The organism is Desulfosarcina widdelii, assembly GCF_009688965.1.
Lineage (GTDB): Bacteria > Desulfobacterota > Desulfobacteria > Desulfobacterales > Desulfosarcinaceae > Desulfosarcina > Desulfosarcina widdelii.
In genome coordinates, this window is sequence record NZ_AP021875.1 from 5297508 (window position 1) to 5316034 (window position 18527).

The 18527-nt window shown below is 52.7% G+C and carries 19 protein-coding genes and 2 riboswitches; of the genes, 11 read left to right on the forward strand and 8 right to left on the reverse strand.

Annotated features, from left to right (window positions below):
* Window positions 1-20: 20 nt before the first annotated feature.
* From GN111_RS24345 to GN111_RS24365, 5 genes are all read right to left on the reverse strand, one after another.
* Window positions 21-173 carry a hypothetical protein gene (locus GN111_RS24345; protein WP_155306245.1) on the reverse strand — a complete coding sequence of 51 codons (153 nt, stop codon included), beginning with the start codon at window positions 171-173 and terminating at the stop codon, window positions 21-23.
* A complete protein-coding gene (locus GN111_RS24350; protein WP_155306246.1) occupies window positions 170-1597 on the reverse strand; it encodes a cell envelope integrity TolA family protein in 1428 nt (475 codons plus the stop codon). The genes GN111_RS24345 and GN111_RS24350 overlap by 4 nt, the downstream gene beginning before the upstream one ends.
* A gap of 791 nt (window positions 1598-2388) precedes the next feature.
* On the reverse strand, window positions 2389-2805 hold the full coding sequence (locus GN111_RS24355) for an ester cyclase (RefSeq protein ID WP_197740419.1): 417 nt from the start codon (window positions 2803-2805) through the stop codon (window positions 2389-2391).
* 104 nt (window positions 2806-2909) lie between these two features.
* Window positions 2910-3404 (reverse strand): anthrone oxygenase family protein, encoded by a 495-nt coding sequence (locus tag GN111_RS24360; RefSeq protein WP_155306247.1) that lies wholly within the window; start codon window positions 3402-3404, stop codon window positions 2910-2912.
* Window positions 3405-3628: 224 nt separating this feature from the next.
* Window positions 3629-4126 (reverse strand): hypothetical protein, encoded by a 498-nt coding sequence (locus GN111_RS24365; RefSeq protein WP_155306248.1) that lies wholly within the window; start codon window positions 4124-4126, stop codon window positions 3629-3631.
* 108 nt (window positions 4127-4234) lie between these two features.
* Window positions 4235-4327: riboswitch (TPP riboswitch) on the forward strand.
* A gap of 241 nt (window positions 4328-4568) precedes the next feature.
* Between GN111_RS24365 and GN111_RS24370 the strand changes: the two genes are divergently transcribed.
* Window positions 4569-5354 carry an enoyl-CoA hydratase gene (locus GN111_RS24370; protein WP_155306249.1) on the forward strand — a complete coding sequence of 262 codons (786 nt, stop codon included), beginning with the start codon at window positions 4569-4571 and terminating at the stop codon, window positions 5352-5354.
* A 95-nt stretch (window positions 5355-5449) separates the two neighbouring features.
* Complete coding sequence (locus tag GN111_RS24375; RefSeq protein WP_155306250.1) at window positions 5450-5923, forward strand: PaaI family thioesterase; 474 nt, start codon at window positions 5450-5452, stop codon at window positions 5921-5923.
* A 30-nt stretch (window positions 5924-5953) separates the two neighbouring features.
* Here GN111_RS24375 and GN111_RS24380 read toward each other — a convergent pair whose 3' ends face one another.
* Window positions 5954-6343, reverse strand: a complete 390-nt coding sequence (locus GN111_RS24380; RefSeq protein WP_155306251.1) for a hypothetical protein — start codon at window positions 6341-6343, stop codon at window positions 5954-5956.
* Between the two features lie 335 nt (window positions 6344-6678).
* Window positions 6679-7248, reverse strand: a complete 570-nt coding sequence (locus GN111_RS24385; protein WP_155306252.1) for a hypothetical protein — start codon at window positions 7246-7248, stop codon at window positions 6679-6681.
* Between the two features lie 218 nt (window positions 7249-7466).
* Here GN111_RS24385 and GN111_RS24390 point away from each other — a divergent pair, with 218 nt between their 5' ends.
* From GN111_RS24390 to GN111_RS24415, 6 genes are all read left to right on the forward strand, one after another.
* Entirely contained in the window at window positions 7467-8273 is an 807-nt protein-coding gene (locus GN111_RS24390) for a DUF169 domain-containing protein (RefSeq protein WP_155306253.1), read from the forward strand.
* 98 nt (window positions 8274-8371) lie between these two features.
* Window positions 8372-8842, forward strand: coding sequence for a PaaI family thioesterase (locus tag GN111_RS24395; RefSeq protein ID WP_231715549.1), 471 nt, complete (start codon window positions 8372-8374; stop codon window positions 8840-8842).
* A gap of 264 nt (window positions 8843-9106) precedes the next feature.
* On the forward strand, window positions 9107-9817 hold the full coding sequence (locus GN111_RS24400) for a substrate-binding periplasmic protein (RefSeq protein ID WP_170302443.1): 711 nt from the start codon (window positions 9107-9109) through the stop codon (window positions 9815-9817).
* A 70-nt stretch (window positions 9818-9887) separates the two neighbouring features.
* A complete protein-coding gene (locus GN111_RS24405; protein ID WP_155306255.1) occupies window positions 9888-10379 on the forward strand; it encodes a GFA family protein in 492 nt (163 codons plus the stop codon).
* Window positions 10380-10430: 51 nt separating this feature from the next.
* Window positions 10431-11363 carry a PAS domain-containing protein gene (locus GN111_RS24410; protein ID WP_155306256.1) on the forward strand — a complete coding sequence of 311 codons (933 nt, stop codon included), beginning with the start codon at window positions 10431-10433 and terminating at the stop codon, window positions 11361-11363.
* Window positions 11364-11503: 140 nt separating this feature from the next.
* The gene (locus GN111_RS24415; protein WP_155306257.1) at window positions 11504-12685 is read left to right on the forward strand and encodes a class-III pyridoxal-phosphate-dependent aminotransferase; all 1182 of its coding nucleotides are present in this window, start codon (window positions 11504-11506) and stop codon (window positions 12683-12685) included.
* 18 nt (window positions 12686-12703) lie between these two features.
* Here GN111_RS24415 and GN111_RS24420 read toward each other — a convergent pair whose 3' ends face one another.
* Window positions 12704-13999, reverse strand: coding sequence for an N-acetylmuramoyl-L-alanine amidase (locus GN111_RS24420; protein WP_155306258.1), 1296 nt, complete (start codon window positions 13997-13999; stop codon window positions 12704-12706).
* Between the two features lie 373 nt (window positions 14000-14372).
* Window positions 14373-14462, forward strand: a riboswitch (cyclic di-GMP riboswitch).
* Window positions 14463-14523: 61 nt separating this feature from the next.
* Between GN111_RS24420 and GN111_RS24425 the strand changes: the two genes are divergently transcribed.
* The 3 genes from GN111_RS24425 (at window position 14524) to GN111_RS24435 (ending at window position 18481) form a co-directional block, all read left to right on the forward strand.
* Complete coding sequence (locus GN111_RS24425) at window positions 14524-16422, forward strand: fibronectin type III domain-containing protein (protein ID WP_155306259.1); 1899 nt, start codon at window positions 14524-14526, stop codon at window positions 16420-16422.
* 263 nt (window positions 16423-16685) lie between these two features.
* On the forward strand, window positions 16686-17273 hold the full coding sequence (locus GN111_RS24430; RefSeq protein WP_331457675.1) for a TetR/AcrR family transcriptional regulator: 588 nt from the start codon (window positions 16686-16688) through the stop codon (window positions 17271-17273).
* 53 nt (window positions 17274-17326) lie between these two features.
* Entirely contained in the window at window positions 17327-18481 is a 1155-nt protein-coding gene (locus tag GN111_RS24435; RefSeq protein ID WP_155306261.1) for an acyl-CoA dehydrogenase family protein, read from the forward strand.
* Window positions 18482-18527: the final 46 nt, after the last annotated feature.

Below are 18527 nucleotides of genomic sequence, written 5' to 3' on the forward strand. Positions count from 1 at the left end.
TCCTTCCTTGGTGGTGCTGTTTATGGGATTTTCTTGCAATCGACGATGGTACTGCCTTGAAATTCTCTTGGCTCGGCGACTTTTGGCGGGTCAACTCTTCTGACGGGAGTTGCCTCCCCGCAGCAGCCGAACAACAAAGCGGCAATGACAATCTTGCAAAAAAGCCGTTTCATGTGGTTTCCTCGGCCCTGTCGATCTTTAACAGGCCGTGACTGTGGATGATGATGGTTTTTAAGATGCGTTGGGCCTCTGTCTTGACCCGCTCCTTCCGCAGGCTGGCCAGCGGTGTTTTAAGGGGGTACCTTTGCTGGATTTCTCTGAGCACCTGGTTATCGACCGCCCGCTGGAATCCGGGATGATTTTCTCCCAATAGACCACCGATGGCGGCGCGCACAGACGCTTTGGCGACCTCAAAGAGCGAATCGCGTTCATGACCCGGCAGGGTGGATAGCTTCTCCTTTGCCGCCGCCAACATCTGACCTTGCTGCCCTTTGAGCTCGGGGGTTTTTTGCTCGGCTTCGGCCCAGGCTTCTGATTCGATACGGCCAAGTTCCGAAGGTGTAAGGCGCTCAAGCGCTTCCTGAAATTTTTGATCGATCTGCCGATCCCGCTTTTCGATGTCGGCCAGGCGCTGTTGTTCGGTGCGTCTATCCTCAAGCTCTTTTTCCCTTTGTCGGCGCTGCCGAATGAGCTGTTCGGTTTGGGCGGCCTGCTGAATCTTCAGGTTCTCGGTTCCCCAGCCGTTTTCAAGCGAGCGCCTTAAGAATGCCGGAAACCCGCCATCCTTGGTCGAATGGGCGGCGGCATAGCCGAGTTCGGTTATGACATAAGGCTCGCCGTGGGATTGCAGGTACGTTTCGAGGTTTGCCAACACGTCTTTATGATCTTGGTAGATTTCGGGGATGCCGGATCGGATGGGTTCCGGAATACAATTTTCCAAAGTAACAGCCGCCGCCTCGCATGCTGTTGTGGTGGTTGTTGTATTCTCTGTAGAATTCTTTGTAGTAATCTTTGTATACGTCCCCCCATTTTTTGGGGGGAGGTCCCCTGACTTTTTAGGGGGAGGTCCCCCATTTTTTTGGGGGGATATCCCCTCACTTTTTACTGGGATATCCCCCAACTTTTTAGGGGGATATCCCCTATCTTTTTGGGGGGATCTGATTTTATTGGATATTTTGACGATATTGTCGAAAATTGGCTCGATATACATCACGTTGGTGATCGCAAGGCCGCTCCCGGTTTTGATATGACGAAACTCGCGGGTGATCAGGTCCTGGTTGCATAAATTATCGATGGCGTTCTTGATCTGGTTTTTGGAAAAGCCGAAGATGTCGGCATATTCCTGGTAGGTCTTCTGGAGTTTGTCGGCTTGGAATTTTTGTTGAATGCCGATCACATCGCCGGTGTGCTCATCACGCGTCATCATCGGCGTGTACCAATAGACGATATCCGACAAAATGATGATGGCCACCACATCAGGTTTGCCGGAGTCGGTTAATATGTTACGAAACCAACTGATGGGGGTGATGTTACCGGTCAGCCGACAATTTAACATCTGCTGACAAACGGGATTGATTGGGGTTGGGTTTTCACTCATGGGAATCTCCTCCGTGCGGACATAAACGCGGACATAAAGTGCCCATGAGCTTAAGGCTTTGAAGTCAGATGTTGCGTTGCATGATACGGTACTTTCAGTATGTTACAGTATGGATAAGGGTACAGGGACGCGCCTCTCACGCCGGTAACCCGGGTTCGAATCCCGGTGGGATCACCAATAATAAAAACGGGGACTTAGATGAAATTCTATGTCCCTTTTTTATTGGGTAAAATTCTTGTTCCCCACATTATACCCCACAATGAGCAAGTAAATGGGTGAAAAACGACGAATCGAGAAAATAGTCTCTGGGTGGGATTTGCCGGGATTCGGTGGGAATTGGTGGGACGTTAGCCGATTTAGTCTTTATGGCCGGTTTAACGAATGGGTAGAAATCAACCAACCTATACCTGGATACAAGGCGCCGGAGATAAGCGAATCAAAAGCATACAGATTATGGTCTGAAAGCCCATTTTGCATTCCCAACGCGTGCCTCAAAATAGGCCATTTTTGACATCATTTTATCTTGGACGGCAACCGTTTGCAAAATTTTCAAGCAATGACAGCAAGGCAAGCTTCATCCGTCAAACCCCTCACGGCATTTTAGAAGGGTTGAGCCAAGCAACATCGGCCAAAAAAACATGGTAGCCAGTTCGAACATCACCGAATGGCAAAGTTGGGAGACGAAGGGGTAATCTGCAGTTTGGAGGAACGTCCCGCATCAGCGGCGCGGCATTGCCGCGTCCGACTGTATGCGCTTGTTAGGCAGGTGCTCTCGACCAATAGAGCTTGCCTCACGGGGGAAGCGAAACAACGCCCAACTGGGTGAGTATGGCCAGCTGATCAAGAACTTCCCACTCTTCCACGATTCTACCTTCCTCGAAACGGCTGCGAACCACTCCGTGGGCTCGCATTTCCTTGCCGGTCGGCGCAATTCCCATTAGTGGGCCTTCGTGCGTGCCGGTGAGAGTGAAGAAGATCACCGCCGTGTCGTTCGCCACGACCAACTCGTCGATGGCCATTCGCAAATCCGGGAAGGCGGTACGGTAGCGGGCCAGGAAACCCTTGAGCGCTTCCGTGCCGTGCAGTTCTTCGTCCGGGCTCCGATAGACGTAGTTCGGATCAGCGATCTCGTCCACCACGTCGAAGTTGCCTTGGTTAATCACCTCGGAAACGAACCGAAGCATATTATCTTCGATAGTTTGAGACACGATTTCCTCCTACTGGATCCATCCGCCAGTGCCAAGGTTTATGGGGTCTGTGCGACTGCGTTTCAATTTGGATCATACGTGACGCCATCCCCTGCCGCTACCCTCTAAAGTCTGAGTAACAGTATCAGGAGCAATATGGACACCAGGCTCGCCAAGACCGTCCTGGTCACATTCGAACGGTTCCAACGCGATTCGAACTCTCGGCGAGCCGCGTTCTGGGCCCTCTCATCCATGTCGGAAATCGTGAGAGTCTGAATCATATTATTCAACGGAATGTTGATGATGGCCGTCGGTAGCTGAACGCCGAGCAGGTAAACGAGTACCGCTGCGATGACGAGAGACCGCCCGACTCCATCCAATTGCCCGAAGCCAAGAGCGGCCGAAGCAAGAAGCGCGACAACCGAACCAATCCAGACCAGAATAAAAACCGGCTGGCTTCTCTGGATCACGCGGTCCATTACCTGGAACGCTCTTAGAAACTCGCCGTCACCGAGGCTCCGTATACCCGGCATCACAACCACGGCGAAAGCAAATACAAACCCGGCCACCAAAGTGCATAGTAAGGTCGCTATAAATAGCGCGATCTGAAAGGTCTCCATTAGCTCATCCTCGCATTTTCTACCGTGCTTCTCCAATTGGGCGCCCACGGACACTATCGCCAAGCCGCTTGAAAAAGGTTTGCTCGTAGAATCTCTCAGCTGCCTAACATTTGTTGCTCACCGCAATACGATGAGTACCCCAGGTTATCCGCTGTCATCTGTTCCAACTGGCCGCGCAATATCGTCCCCCGGGGATAATTAAGATGTGGCCGTAAGCTTTGTTCTCATTCATTCTGAAATTGAAATAGGTTAATGTATCGTGGCGTTATTCTCTCTAAGGAAAATTTCTTTTCATCAATGAAGAAGCCTTTTCTGGCTTCCGATTTGCTGAATCGTTGCGTGTAGGTGACACCGGTATCCAAGCTCTGAATTTTAATATCCAAACGAAAATTATCGGAGCCTACCATCCCCTGGTACACTATTTCCAATCCGTCAATGATCAATGGTTGATTCAACGGCATGATGATCCGATTTCCAGTCTTTTTTGCCGGCCAGGGCCATGGTTTTCCACCGAACCTTCCGGGATCTTGCATCGCCCCTTCATAATCGTATTCCCAACCCCAATTGAAACCAGGTGAGGCGCTTCTGTATTCATTTGGAATCGCATCCGATAGCAGCCATACACGCACAAACAAAAAGATTCCTGCCATCAAAACAGAGAAAAGGACTGCTAACTCGAAAGGGCGAATCGTATTCATTTTCAATATCCATTGTTCTAACATTCATTGCTCGAATGTAATTCCCAATTTTGTGTGTGCAAGTTATGACAAGTGGGAGGTCACTCATTTCTCCTTTTTGCTTGACACGAAGCCCCCCGACAATTAAATCAATCCGTCAAGCAGGGGTGGTCAAAATGGCCTGAGATGATACCCTTTGAACCTGACCTGGATAACACCGGCATAGGGAACTGGAGCAAGCTATTCTTATCTCAACGTCGATTCCTACCGGAATCGACGTTTTTTTTGCCTTTCCGCCTTTGCATTTGGCCCTTCAGCCTGTTTTTAAACATTCTTTCAACTATTTTTCCCCAAATGAGGATCGGGATGTTAAACGAAGTCACCATCAACAGAGGCATTATCAATGCGTATTCAAAGAAATTGAGCGATGCGCTCGAACTCGAGAATAAATAGGGGGTCACCCATTAAAAGGAAAGGGAACCGATTGATGACTGATACGGATTACACAGAAATCACCTTTGACCGCGAGGATGCCGTCGGTATTCTGACCCTGAACAATGCTGGCAAGGTCAACGCGCTCTCCAGGCAGATGATCGGAGAGATCCTCGACCTGTTGGACCGCGTAATCGTTGATGAGACCCTGAAGGTGTTGATCCTCAAAGCGGCGGGAAAACACTTTTGCGCCGGTCACTACCTGGCCGAAATGGTCGACACCGGCGTAAAGGAATACAAATTCATCTTCGACCAGTGCACCCGCATGATGATGCGCATTCACGAAATTCCCCAGGTGGTCATCGCTCAGGTTCAGGGCATCGCCACGGCCGCCGGATGCCAGTTGGCCGCCTGGTGCGATCTGGTGGTGGCCGAGGAGGGCGCACGATTCTCCACCCCGGGGGTCAAGATCGGTCTTTTCTGCACGACGCCCATGGTGGCCATTACCCGCGCCATCGGACGCAAAGCCGCCATGGAGATGCTCGTCACCGGTCGGGAGTTCCCGGCCGCCGAGGCCAAAAACATCGGCCTGGTCAACCGTGTCGTTCCACTGGAAAAGTTGGAAGAGACTACACGCGAACTGGCCTACCAGATCTCAGAGGCCAGTGGCTTCGCTCTATCCATCGGCAAACAGGGGCTCTATGCCCAGGCTGACATGAGTGATGCACAGGCCCTGCACTATGCCAAACACACCATCGTGATGAACAACATGGCCGAAGACGCCCAAAACGGTATTAAGGCGTTTCTGGAAAAACGAACGCCGGAATGGAAGAATCGATGATCCATCGGGCCATTACCGAAAAGTATACAGAGGCTGAATCATTCCCCTTGATGGATCCCGAAATCCTGATTGTCTGAAAAGAGGAGTCGAGTGCTATGAGCGCGTTTCCCGATAATGTTCTGGAACTGATCAATGCAAACCTCGGTGGATTCAATAACTCGTTGGGACTTCATTTTACGAAAGCTGCCGAGGACGAATATGTAGCTGAAATCGAGGTTGCCGACCATCACCTTCAACCCTATGGCCTGGTACATGGCGGCGTTTATGCCAGTATGGTCGAGACATTGTGTTCCACCGGTGCGGCTTTGACCGTCTGGGGAGAGAATAAAAACACGGTCGGTCTGGAAAACAACACCTCATTTCTCAGGGCTGTTCGCGGCGGCCGACTGCGTTGCACGGCCAGGCCGATGGTGCTTGGGAAGCGGTCACACGTCTGGGAAGCCAGCATTCACGATGATCAGGACCGCCTGGTGGCCTCGGGTCGGGTCCGCCTGATGGTCCTGGAACCCGGGGCAGCCGTTGCTGGAAGGGAGGTCGGCCTGCAGGGACAAAACGGTTCCGAAGAATGATTTTGGACGTGCGACCCTCAAATTTTTACTTCAAGCGATTTCCTCGGAGAGCCATTCAACGGCATGCTCAAACTCGGTAAAAAACTTGTACGGAACATTTTTTATGGTCATGCATGCTTCAAATTGTTTCGCGATGGAAACACGGTCCGCGTCATTGGGAATCAGGTTTGCTATTTTGTTTTTAAATGATGGCGCAAATTGAACGAATTCCATAACAATCTTCATCAAATCGTCTATCATTACCCTATCGGTCGGAATCGTCGTCTCTCTGAGATCAATCAGAATATTATGGTCGGCATGAAAATTGGCTGCTACTGAAAGCTCCCGTACCAATTGAATCGACCTTTCGGAATCGATCTCTCCTGACGCGTTCTTCCGAATAAAATCTTTCATGGAATATATTTTTATTCTTGAATCCAAAATTATTATCCTCTGTTAACGGCCTGAGTCACTTTTATTGCCGGTGTGCCGTTGAGCAAAAATAAAGTACGGTAAATGGCTATGTGCTGCACACGGCATGTCTTTTTAAAGAGTGCGGCACGCCACCATACCCTTTGTTTTAAAGCTCATCAAGTCCCAAACCAAAACCAATTGAGGTGAAGGGTATCGAGGTATGTCAATCCCGACGTCCGGATGACGGTATTGGGAAAAAGGCGACACGAGGTCGCCTTATGATTACAGGCAGTCTTGTGGTTTCGGAGACGGAAAAAAGCGAATACCGGGACAAGCAGAGTAGATGCTATGGACCCGGAGCGTTACAGTATATTCATGGAGCGCATCGTTCGGAAGGTGTTGCGCATAACATCCTCCTTGAACTGATAGGCGTTTCCGTTGACCAGGATTTCCGGCTGATTTTCGGACTGGTCAAAATTCTCGTCGATGGTGAACGCAATCGATTCGACCTTGCCGCCCGCAAACGCCAGATCGAATTCGAAGACCATTTGGAAATCATTGGCGCCCTTTTTGATGCTGCCCTCGAATTGGTAATTGATCTGCCCGTTGATCGTATTCCCTGAAGCGGCGTCGACAAAATCATAGAACGAGCAGATACCTTCAAAGGTGAGGTAACGCGCCTCGGTATCCAAAGACACCGTCACATCCTGGGTGATCGTCTCGTCGGCATTGGCGTCATATAGATCGGCGGTATTGCTGTAACGAAACTGGTCGGCATCCAACTTCTCGGAAAAGGGTACCGTCATCATTCCTTTGACAGCGGCGTCGATTGCATTTTTGACGTCTTCATCGGACGGACCGAAAAGACCGCTGCAGTTCACGGTGGCAGAAATCACAAATCCAGCTAAAACAACCGCAATTAAACGTTTCATGTTCATTCCTCATTTCTCCGATGATAGCTGTTGAAGTGCGTCGGCGGCTTTTAATGATTGAAATGGAACCTGAATCTCTTACGAAAACCCACTGTGTCCATAACCCGAACGGAGAAAGCCTACATGGAATCTATCGGTTATGGGGTGACAACCTTGAGAAAATTCGGTACAAAATTGACTATCGACTCTTGATGAGGGGATAAACATAGGAGGACAAAATGGATTCAAAAATCGCAGCGGCAATCGATCTGAAGTATCGTCCTGTGGCCGTGATACGAGCCGACCAAAAGCCGGAAAAGGCCATGCAGTTTAAAAAAGGCAAGTGGGGTTGCGTGATGTTCATGTTCGCCAATGCGGCCAGGGGCAAAACCGCAGCATTCGATGCCGGAACCTACGGCTGCTGGGGCGGTGGCGTGGGGCTTGGATTCGGCAACACATACCTGGATTTTCCGGGCGGTGTGGATTGCTTTGCCCACTTTCTTTCATCCGGCAACAGGCAATGGGAAACGGGCCGGAAGGTGGCCATCGGCGTCGAGCAGAATGCCGGAAAGGAATTCGCCGAAAATTTCCTCGAAGGCGAGCGATATGTGAAGAACCCAGACCTGGTAAAGCAGTGGATTGACGAACTTCCCATTAAAGAAGCCGAGTCCCGGTACGTGCTCTTCAAACCGCTCGATGAAATCAATCCGGATCGGGAAACACCGGCTACGGTTGTTTTGGTCGCCAATGCGGACCAGATTTCAGCCCTGGTGATCCTGGCCAATTACGCCCGGCAGGGAATGGAAAACGTGATTATTCCCTGGGCGGCGGGCTGCCAGACCATCGGTTTGCTGCCCTTTCGGGAAGGTCAATCAAAAAAGCCCCGGGCTGTGGTGGGCCTCACGGACATCTCGGCCAGAAAATACGTCCGCAAACTTCTCGGCGCGGAATACCTTTCCTTCGCCATGCCCTGGCCCCTCTTTCTGGAAATGGAAGCGAACGTGGAAGGCAGCTTCCTTGAGCGGCCGCCCTGGACCAGCCTGTAAATATTTTTCGAGCCAGTGTGTAGAATCAGGTGCCGGGAATGTCGTTACTGGTGCCTGCTATGCGTTCTTGTTTATCCGTACGTCAAGGAGACATGTTGATGAAGGTCAATCCGGCTTATGTTGAAGCATTGAAAGCGCTGGTGAAGAAAAGCCCCTATCCCAGTCATATGCGTATGGTACTGGATCATATCGAAATCGACAGGGCAGAGGTCATTATCGATCTGGGAACGTGCCATTTGCAGCCCTACGGTATCGTTCATGGCGGGGTGGTGGCTACGATCATCGATACGGCCACTTTCTGGGCCGGCTTTCTCAGGCTGCCGGAGGATGTCGGGCTCGTCAATGTGGATTTGAAACTGAACTACCTTCAACAGGTGGTCGATGGAAAAATAAGGGCGAAAGGCTCCTGCATGCGTCACGGACGGTCGCTCAGCTATACGGAGGCCAGCGTTTTCGATGAGGATGAAAACCTGATCGCCCATGGTACCTCCACGCTCATGTCACTGCCGGGGAAATCGCTGAATTTGGGTCTCAAGAAATTTCTGGAAACGGGCGATAAGGAAGATTGAAACCGCGTATCCTTGGCATCCAAGCATTTTTTGTTGGACGCTGATTTTGATGGCTTTGTAAAAAGTGTCAGGCGAGTCATGCCGGACTTGATCCGGCATCCAGAAGATATTGAAAAGACAGGATAGCGCTGAAGCTTCACTTCGTGCCCGGTCTACGCCGGAATGACGCCAAACTGGCATTTTGACTTTTTACGAAACCATCAATTTTTATCGGATTTCCGGCAAGCGCGGCAAACGTTCAACCGATACGGGCATGAGAGCACGATGAAGCTGATCCTGCATATAAGTTTTCTGCTATTGCTGATTATGAACAGTCCGGTTTGGGCTCATGGCGGAAAAACACTGACTTTTGCAATATCCGATGCGGCCACTGAGGTCGTTCAGGCCTACCATCAATTTTGTCGGCAAGCGTACCATGAGATCGGATATGAAGTTGAACTGAAAGAATATCCGATAAAGCGAAGCCTTGTACAAGCGGATCTTGAACAAATCGACGGCATTCTTATCTCTACCGAGTCCATTTTAAAAAAGTATAATAACTTGCAAGTGGTTCCGGTGGAGCTGGCCCGGGTTGACCTCGTCGTCTATTCGATTACCAAAGATTTCGCGGTGGATGGGCCTTCAAGCTTGCAGCCATACAAGATCGGACTCATGCGGGGTTATCTTCAATCGCATGCCCTTACGGAGGGAATGGCGCGACAGACCGTCGATAGTTATAAGGCATTGTTCAGTTTGCTAAAAATCGGACGGGTGGATGTTGTCATCGCATTAAAAAGAGAAACGGAACGGTTTCTGGCGGCCAACCCCAAGTTCAGTGAAGTAAAGGCGCTGTCTCCGCCTCTTTTTTCAGTCCCCATGTACAATTTTCTGAATAAAAGGCATCACGAATTGATCCCCAGGATTGTGCCGGTAATGCAACGTCTGATAGATGACAAGGTCCTCGAACGACTTTATGAACCCTATCGGACCGACTGATCCACGCCTCTTACGCCTTCCTGATCTGTGCGGTAAAGGCTTAAAATAAACTGCAGAAAGCGGGTTGACGATGAAAAGGGAATTCGGTCCCGATTATGCTGTTATTGACGATCCCGACTTCGTACCCAAGTATCGTGCGCGGTGCCATTGCGGTGCCGTTCAATATGAGGTGTGTGCGGATCCGGTGGACGCCAAACTCTGCCACTGCCTGAACTGCCAGAAATTACACGGCGCGCCGATGCAGTGGGCGGCCATTTTCCATAAACGCGATGTCCGAATGATTGCCGGGATCGAGCACCTGAGGTTTTTCAACAGTGAATACCAAAGGCATGAGCGGATCCTGCCGTGCAAGGTAAGCTGCGGCCACTGCGGGACGCTGATCGCCGATGAAGGCCGCAGAATGTGGCTCGCTTTTCCTTCCCTTTTCGACTTCGGTTCTGCTGCCAACGTCCCGCCTGCATTCAGGCCCACCTGCCACATTTTCTACGGCCTGCGGGTGATCGACATGAACGACGATTTGCCCAAGTGGTCCGGTCATAAGAATCACTCGGTCCGTTTGTAGTTGGTTGGCGGGTACGGATGGAGTTTTCGCCCACTTTCGGGAGCCAAAAAGATGAAAATAAATCAATGCAACGCTTCTACATCGAAAACAAACGATCCTCCCCCGATTTCCGACAATCCCTTAAGGATCTTATGTTACGTTGCCGTTACAATTTTTATCGTAGAATTTGTTCTTATGGTTCTGCTGGATTATATGCCTTCGATCCCTCATTATCAGGAGGCGTTCATCGATGCATTTGTTTTGACGATGCTTGTTTTCCCGACGCTATACATTTTTGTTGTAAAACCGTTGACCCAAAATATCTCCATGCGAGAACGCCTGGAAAAGGAGAATATCCGACTGGTTGCCGATCTTAAAAAAGCAATAGCACAACTCCAGCTCTCCGAAAAAAAATTGAAGGGGTATTTCGATCACGCAACAGATTCCATATTTATTATCGATCCCGATACGGATCGCATTTTGGACTGCAATATTGTCGCTTATGAAAAGCTTGGTTACAGCAAGGAAGAAATGCTTCAATTGACAGTAGGCGATTTGAATAAAAAGGTACAACTGAACGAACGGAAAAAGCTCTTCGAACGGCAGATATCAGGGGAGAACATCTGCTTCGAAACCTGTCATACGAGAAAAGATGGGTCCGATTTTCCTGTCGAGGTAACCTCAGCAATGCTGGTCGACGAAGGAAAAAAGGTACTGCAATCCATTGTGAGGGATATCAGTGAAAGACGTGAAAGAGAAGAAGAAAGGGAGCAACTGATTGCCGAACTTAAAAATGCTCTCGATGAAATAAAGACATTGCGGGGGATACTGCCGATATGCTCTTTCTGTAAGAAAATCAGGAACGATAAAGGATACTGGGAACAAGTCGAAGTGTATATCAGTAAAAATTCATCAGCGGATATCAGCCATAGCATTTGTCCGGAATGTTTAAAAAAGGAGTATCCCGAATTCAGCCAGGATGTCCTCTCGAAGATTTCCACGTAATCCCTTGCCTCCTCGTTCAAGCCATTGTAAATCTTGCAGCAGGCTCATTGCACGAGCGCTGCGATTAAAAACGTCTACTCGCCAGTTCATGAACAGGAAATAAAAACGCGTTGGGAATTGAACCAGAAAGGGAGAAATCAATGGACTGCCTGTTCCGATACCCCGGTTACGAACTGCCCCTGAGAGATATAGTACGAGCGGAAAATTGCTGCCTCTACGATGCCGACGGCAATCGCTATGTGGACCTGGAGTCGGGCGTCTGGTGCACGGCCATCGGACATGGCCACCCACGGGTCCTGAAGCTGATGAACGAGCAGGCCGGCCGGATTGCCCATACCGGCTTTTCCTATACCAGCCGGATTGTCGACGATGCGGCCCATACGATCTTGGCCCTGCATAGTTTTGAAAACGGCAAATGCGTGTTTCTCTCTTCGGGCAGCGAAGCCGTCGAGTACGGTGTTCGCCTGGCGCAGGCAATCAATCGCCGTCCGACGATGCTGACCATGGCGGACTCCTATTTCGGCGCATACGGCGCTGCCAGTGTAAGGCCTGCGGAAACGTGGTTCTGTTTCGACTGGATGGCGTGCGAAAATTGCGCTTCCGGCGGAGATTGCAGCGATTCATGTGAACGTTGGGCAGCCATTCCCTTTGACCGGATCGGTGGCTTTCTTTTCGAACCGGGCAGCTCGTCGGGACTGGTTCGTTTTCCGCCCGAAAAACTGATTCGCAGCATTGCCGCGGCTATTACGGCCCTCGATGGACTGATCATGGTCAATGAAGTGACCACCGGTGTGGGGCGCACCGGCAAATGGTTCGGATACCAGCATTACGGCATCCAGCCTGACATCGTGGCCATGGGCAAAGGCATCGGCAACGGCTACCCGGTCAGCGTGACAGCCGTTTCCAGGCAGGCATCCGAACGGGTGGCTTCCAGCGACTTTAAATATGCCCAGTCTCATCAGAACGATCCTTTGGGGGCCGCCATCGCCCTGGAAGTGGTACGAACCATCGGTGAAGAAGACCTTGTCGAACGCGGGAAGGAAATGGGGGCGATCCTATTCGATGGCCTCCAAACCATCCAAGCACGAACAAATTCGATCCGGTCCATCCGCGGCCGCGGCTTGATGCAGGCCGTCGATCTTGAAGACAATGATAATTTTGACGTCACCCGGGAGGTTCAACAGGAGCTGGTCCGTAAGGGATACATTCTGGCTCGTCGGCCGGGGGTGAATACATTGAGGATCGATCCCAGTCTCACCATCGAGAAGTCGGATATTGAAAACTTTCTGGCTGTGTTGGAAAAGCTTCTGGTTAAATTTTAAAATGCGCGATGACAGCCATCACAACGCTGCAGGCAGAAAGATGAGCGTTCCGGCCTGCAGTCGGCTGAAGTCTTCGATTTTGTTGCCGCCGAGAAGCCGCTTGGAGGGCAGGTAGTAGATGGTTTTGGGATCCTTGTAGCCGGCTCCGGCGATGCGATAGGCCGACCGCTTTTTGTCTACTGCAAACGGACCCTTGTAGCCGATAATCAGCCGGGTCTTGACCGGCAAGTCGTCCCAGTCGGATATCATCGTTCCGTTCTTGATGCCACCTGTGGGTAAAAAATAGATGGTCGTCCGATGATTGTACGATTTCCCCGCCAGGGACCACGCCGTTATCCCGCCGGCGATGGTTTTTACCGGGCCGTCGCTTTTCAGGCTTTCCATACTGCCGGTCTGGTTGAGCAGTACAACCGTTTTGGCCGGTATCCGATCCCAACCGATCCTTTTCCCGATTTGATCCCCGGAGAAAAGACGCCCGTCCGGGAATTGATACACCGTCTCGCGGCTGTCGAAATCCTCTCCGGCGATCAACCAGGCAGTGTTGCTTTTTGAGATGACGTTGCTTTCCTCGACTGCGGCAACCCTGGTATGGCGACCATAGAACACGTCCGCCAACTGGGCGTCCGCGACAATCCGGCCGGCGCGCACATCGGGATCATGGCTCCAGGTCGGCCCCAGTTGCGCCTTGGCACGGATAAAATTCCTGGCGCAGCGTTTCCTGCCGCGATGGTCCCTTTTATGCCAGCGGTTGGGCCGTCCATAGGCGATCTGGCTGTGGGTCAGAACGGCCTTGTCGTCCAGATGGTACACATCCTGCAGAATGTCGATCAAAAGGCCGACCGCTCGATACTGTTTGTCGGTCAACGGCGCATAGTGATAGCCCACCAGTTCGATGCCAATGGAGACGCGGCTCAGATCGGTCTGGCCATTCCACATGCTGCGCCCGGCATGATCGGCGATCCAGCGCTTGTCCATAATCCGATAGGTTCGGCCGTCGCGGGCGATGACATAGTGGGTGTGGCCGCCGTGGGTGCGCCGTCCGTTGCGAAAGCATTTGCCTTTGGAAACGACCCTCAAGGTAAGATCGCGCCCCAGTTCAGACGTGTGGACGATAATGTAGTCGGTGCGCTTGCGTTCTATTTTCTTGTAATCGGGATTGAGCCGGGCGCGATGGTCGATAATGGACCGCTGAAAGCTGGCACGCTCAGTGCGGGAAAAAGCGGTTGCGGGGCACGGCGACGCCAAAAAAAAGGCCAGGATAAAAAGAGCCGCCAGCATCCCCCGTTTTTTGAGTGTAACCTGTAAATCTACCATGGTAGGGCCTCTATACGAACCGGTCGGGCAAGCTGTCAACCGGAGATTGGCTTGCCCGCCATTTCAATCCGACCGATCCCGCCGCAATCGCCTCTTCCGCATAAGCCGTCATAGGCCTTTTCGATCTTACCGTTCACATTACTGCACATTTTATTCGGGGTGATTTGTGCATTTTTAAACACGTTTACGAAGGAAGGCCGCCGGTCCAGGGGGCAGGGGCGTGCGTATGGAATGAATCGAAACCATTAGATAGAAAAACATTTTTGAAAACAGTGGGATACCGACCTCAACGCCCTGGCGGTGATGGAAAACATCAGGGCGCAAAAATATGGCACGGGTCGTGCTTAAAAAGAAGGCAACGCTTTTTGAAATAGCTTGACAAAGGCAAACCACCCGAAAGGGTGCGACGCAAAGCCAACGGCCTCACCCCCTGGAATCAGGGAAAGGCGGCAGGGCTGCCGAGCGAACACAGCATCTTCCGAATCCGCTGCTGGTCGCACGGAAAAATACACGGGAGATGCAACATGAAAGCAACCTTACGATCCACCTTCACGATCCTGTTTCGTACCATCGCGACTTTACTTTTCAGTGCGACGTTGGCGCTGGGCGCCAACGTCACCCTGCAGTGGGACGCCAACGACCCCGAACCCGAAGGCTACCGGGTCTTCGCACGGGAAAGCGGCGCCAGCTACAATTACGCCAACCCCATCTGGGAAAGCGATGCGGCCAGCGAGACCACCTGCACCCTGATCGGCCTGACCGAAGGCACGACCTACTATTTTGTGGTTCGGGCCTATGAAGGCGATCTGGAAAGCGCCGACTCCGAAGAAGTGAGCTACACGCCGGCCGCCGCTGCGGTTAACCAGGCACCGGTGGCCGAAGCCGGCGGCAGCCAGAGCGTCTACGAAGAAGCGGCCATAACCCTGGACGGCTCGGCTTCCAGCGACGCCGACGGCAGCATCGCGAGCTACCTGTGGGCGCAGACCGGCGGAACCGCGGTTGCGCTGAGCGGTGCCGCAACGGTCCAGGCTTCCTTTACCGCCCCCATCGTCGACCTTGCCGGAGAAACCCTGACCTTCAGCCTGACGGTAACCGACGACGAAGGCGAAAGCGACACGGATACCGTCACGGTCAGCGTACTCAAGTCCTCGAGCACCGACGTGGACGGCGACAACGTACCCGACGTGCTGGACCTTTTCCCCAACGATCCTGCGGAATGGGCCGACAATGACGGCGACGGCATCGGCGACAACGCCGATACCGACGACGACAACGACGGCATGAGCGACACCTGGGAAGAAAATTACGGCCTGGATCCGCTGACCGACGACGCCGATCTGGATGCCGACGGCGACGGCGTGACCAACCTGGACGAGTACAGCGCGGACAGCGATCCGACAACCGTGCCGGGCAACACCGCACCCGATGCACCGACCATCGAAGAGGTCTCTCCGGCCGAAACGGTTTCGCTGACCCCGGTACTGGTGACCGCGGCCTACTTCGATGCCGACAACGACGCCCACTTCAAATCCCAGTGGCAGATCAGCACGGACAGCGATTTCGCCACCCTGATCCTGGACAAGACCAGCAAGGTTCAGTTGACCGCCTACGAAGTCGGCAAGATGGTGCTGGATGTCGATACGGTCTACTACTGGCGGGTGCGCTTCATCGATACGGACAACGGCGTCTCCGAGTGGTCCGAGACCGCCACCTTCACCACCATTGCCCCGGAGACGGCCGGCGATGCGGACCTCGACGGCATCCCCGACAGCCAGGAAGTGGATGCCGCCGCGGACGTCAATGAAGACGGCGTGGCCGACAGCCTGGAAGGCGACATCATGAGCCTCAATACGGTGGAAGGCCAGACCATGGTGGGTGTGGAACCGTCCTCCGACGGGATCACCCTGGTTTCGGTGGAATCCATCGCTTCCGATACGATCTCCGACCCGTCGGTGAAGATGGGTTTCGGGCTGATCGGATTCCGGTTGTACCTGGCCGACGGCGTGACCACGGCCACGGTGAAGATCTCCTTTAACACCCGCGTGCCCGCCGATGCCCAGCTGTACAAGTACACCGAGGAAAACGGCTGGCAGGTATACGCCAATGCCGTGTTCGCGGCCAACCGCAAATCGGTGACCCTGTTGCTGGAAGACGGTGGCGCGGGCGATGAGGACGGTGTGGTCAACGGCGTGATCGTGGACCCCTCGGGGATTTCCTATACGACTGAATCCACCGAATCCGACAGCGCGGCCCTGTCCACGGGCGCCTCCTCCTCCGGCAGCGGCGGCGGCGGCTGTTTCATCGGCACCGCAACCGGCCCCAACACGGTTTCCGGACCCGCTGCATGGATGAGTATGATCCTGCTGGGAATGGGGTTTGCCCTTGCTGCCACCGTGAAGGCTGCGAAGGCCGACCTTAAGTAAACTTCAATCCAGTCGGTCCCGGTCTCTCCCGTCCGGCGTCACCGGCTACTCTAACCACCCCCTGCTGCCATAGCAGCAGGGGGTGGTTTTTTTTGCATTGACAAACCGACCGGTCTGATTTAAAAGAAGAAAAAATGACTGAGCGTTCGCTCGGATTTCATGTCAAAACGAATCATATCTTTTTTTAAAACAGAATGTTGAATGCAAAGCAACAAATCGCCGATCATCGGGTAATTCCGACACAGGTAAAAAATAAGGCCTTGGTGGCCCAACGCCGAAGGCAGATCGTGGATGCGTCGGTCAACCTGTTCATCGAAAAGGGATTCCACAAGACCACCACCCGTCAGATCGCCAAAGCCTCCGGCATTTCCATCGGCTCTCTCTACGAATACATTGCCACCAAGGAGGACGTGCTCTATCTGGTGTGCGATGCCATCCATGCCGAGATCGAGCGTGGTGTGGCCGATGCGTTGAAGCGGGCCAGAAACGGCAGAAATCCCCTGGCAGAGGTGATTCGTGAATACTTCATGGTTTGTCACCGCATGAACGACCATATTCTGCTGATCTACCAGGAAACCCAATCGCTGCCCAACAAATATCAGCGCGCGGTGCTGGAAAATGAAATCCGTATCACCGGTATTTTTACCGGTGTGCTGGCCGGGCTGATCGAATCCGGCGACCTGCCGCGCATATCCCCGCGGCAACTGGACCTGGTGGCCCATAACATTTCGGTGCTGGGGCACATGTGGACGTTCCGGCGCTGGTTTCTGGCCAACCATTACAGCATCGACGAGTATATCGATTTCCAGACCCGCAGCATCCTGGGCATGTGCCGGGAGAATGCGGGGTAGATAAGGATACGGAATGGACAGAACCCATTATTTATCAATTCAGGAGGGATCGAATGGATTTTGAACTGAACAAAACCCAGAAGGACATTCAAAAAGCGGTCAGGGATTTCGTTAAAGGTGAATTCGATAAGGAGTTGGCCTACGAACTGGAAAAGAAGCACGAGTTTCCGCGTAAAATCTGGAAGAAAGCCTGCGACCTGGGCCTCATCGGTGTGCATTATCCCGAAGAGTATTCCGGCCAGAGTCTCGGTTCGCTTGAAGATATCCTGGTGGTCGAAGAGCTGTGCCGGGGGGATTCCACCATCGGCAGCGCCATCGCCCTTTCCTCTTTCGCCTCCGAAATCATCATGCATTACGGCACTGACGAACAGAAAAAGAAATACCTGCCGGCCGTGGCCGAAGGGGAGATGCTTTCCGCCGGCGCCTTCACCGAGCCGGACCACGGATCGGATATTACCTATATGAACACTACTGCCGTAAAAGACGGCGACGAGTGGGTGGTCAATGGGGGCAAAACCTTCATCACCAACGGCGGGCTGGCCGGTTTTTACAATGTATTGTGCCAGACCGATCCTGATGCAAAACCCGGTTACCGCGGCCAGAGCCTGATCCTGGTCGAAGCCGACCGAGAGGGCCTATCCACTTCCGATGTCGGTGACAAAATGGGCATCCGGATGATGGCCACCGCCGAAGTGACCTTCAAGGACGTTCGGGTTCCCTTGAAAAATCTCATCGGCGAGGAGGGCAAGGGCTTTTATCACGTGCTGCATTTCTTCGACGAAAGCCGCATTCAGATTGCCGCCCAGGCCCTGGGAACGGCTCAGGGGGCATACGACCGGGCCCTGGCCTACGTCAAGCAGCGTGAGCAGTTCGGCAAGAAAATCGCCCAGTTCCAGGTGACCCAGCACAAACTGGCCGACATGGCCACCAAGATCGAACTGGCCCGCCTGATTACATATAAGGCCGCCTGGAATTTCGATCAGGGGCGCATCGATCCCAAGCTGACCTCGATGGCCAAGATGTACGCGGCCCGCACCGCCGTGGAGGTCGCCGACGAGGCCATCCAGCTTCTGGGCGGCTACGGGTACATGACCGAATACGAAGTGGAACGATTTTATCGCGATGCCAAGATCACCGAGATTTACGAAGGCACCAAGGAAATCCAGAAAAATACCATTGCCAGTGCGTTGATTGGCAAATTGAAGTAAAAACGACAGCTCCCCGGAAGGCATCTTTTCCCTCAACATCAGCCGA

Excerpts from the sequence above, each read along its gene's own strand:
- GN111_RS24350 (WP_155306246.1), bottom strand. The coding sequence starts at position 1,597 with ATGAGTGAAAACCCAACCCCAATCAATCCCGTTTGTCAGCAGATGTTA.
- GN111_RS24385 (WP_155306252.1), bottom strand. The coding sequence starts at position 7,248 with ATGAAACGTTTAATTGCGGTTGTTTTAGCTGGATTTGTGATTTCTGCC.
- GN111_RS24420 (WP_155306258.1), bottom strand. The coding sequence starts at position 13,999 with ATGGTAGATTTACAGGTTACACTCAAAAAACGGGGGATGCTGGCGGCT.
- GN111_RS24425 (WP_155306259.1), top strand. The coding sequence starts at position 14,524 with ATGAAAGCAACCTTACGATCCACCTTCACGATCCTGTTTCGTACCATC.
- GN111_RS24365 (WP_155306248.1), bottom strand. The coding sequence starts at position 4,126 with ATGTTAGAACAATGGATATTGAAAATGAATACGATTCGCCCTTTCGAG.
- GN111_RS24435 (WP_155306261.1), top strand. The coding sequence starts at position 17,327 with ATGGATTTTGAACTGAACAAAACCCAGAAGGACATTCAAAAAGCGGTC.
- GN111_RS24345 (WP_155306245.1), bottom strand. The coding sequence starts at position 173 with ATGAAACGGCTTTTTTGCAAGATTGTCATTGCCGCTTTGTTGTTCGGC.
- GN111_RS24360 (WP_155306247.1), bottom strand. The coding sequence starts at position 3,404 with ATGGAGACCTTTCAGATCGCGCTATTTATAGCGACCTTACTATGCACT.
- GN111_RS24410 (WP_155306256.1), top strand. The coding sequence starts at position 10,431 with ATGAAAATAAATCAATGCAACGCTTCTACATCGAAAACAAACGATCCT.
- GN111_RS24405 (WP_155306255.1), top strand. The coding sequence starts at position 9,888 with ATGAAAAGGGAATTCGGTCCCGATTATGCTGTTATTGACGATCCCGAC.
- GN111_RS24370 (WP_155306249.1), top strand. The coding sequence starts at position 4,569 with ATGACTGATACGGATTACACAGAAATCACCTTTGACCGCGAGGATGCC.
- GN111_RS24400 (WP_170302443.1), top strand. The coding sequence starts at position 9,107 with ATGAAGCTGATCCTGCATATAAGTTTTCTGCTATTGCTGATTATGAAC.
- GN111_RS24395 (WP_231715549.1), top strand. The coding sequence starts at position 8,372 with ATGAAGGTCAATCCGGCTTATGTTGAAGCATTGAAAGCGCTGGTGAAG.
- GN111_RS24390 (WP_155306253.1), top strand. The coding sequence starts at position 7,467 with ATGGATTCAAAAATCGCAGCGGCAATCGATCTGAAGTATCGTCCTGTG.
- GN111_RS24415 (WP_155306257.1), top strand. The coding sequence starts at position 11,504 with ATGGACTGCCTGTTCCGATACCCCGGTTACGAACTGCCCCTGAGAGAT.
- GN111_RS24375 (WP_155306250.1), top strand. The coding sequence starts at position 5,450 with ATGAGCGCGTTTCCCGATAATGTTCTGGAACTGATCAATGCAAACCTC.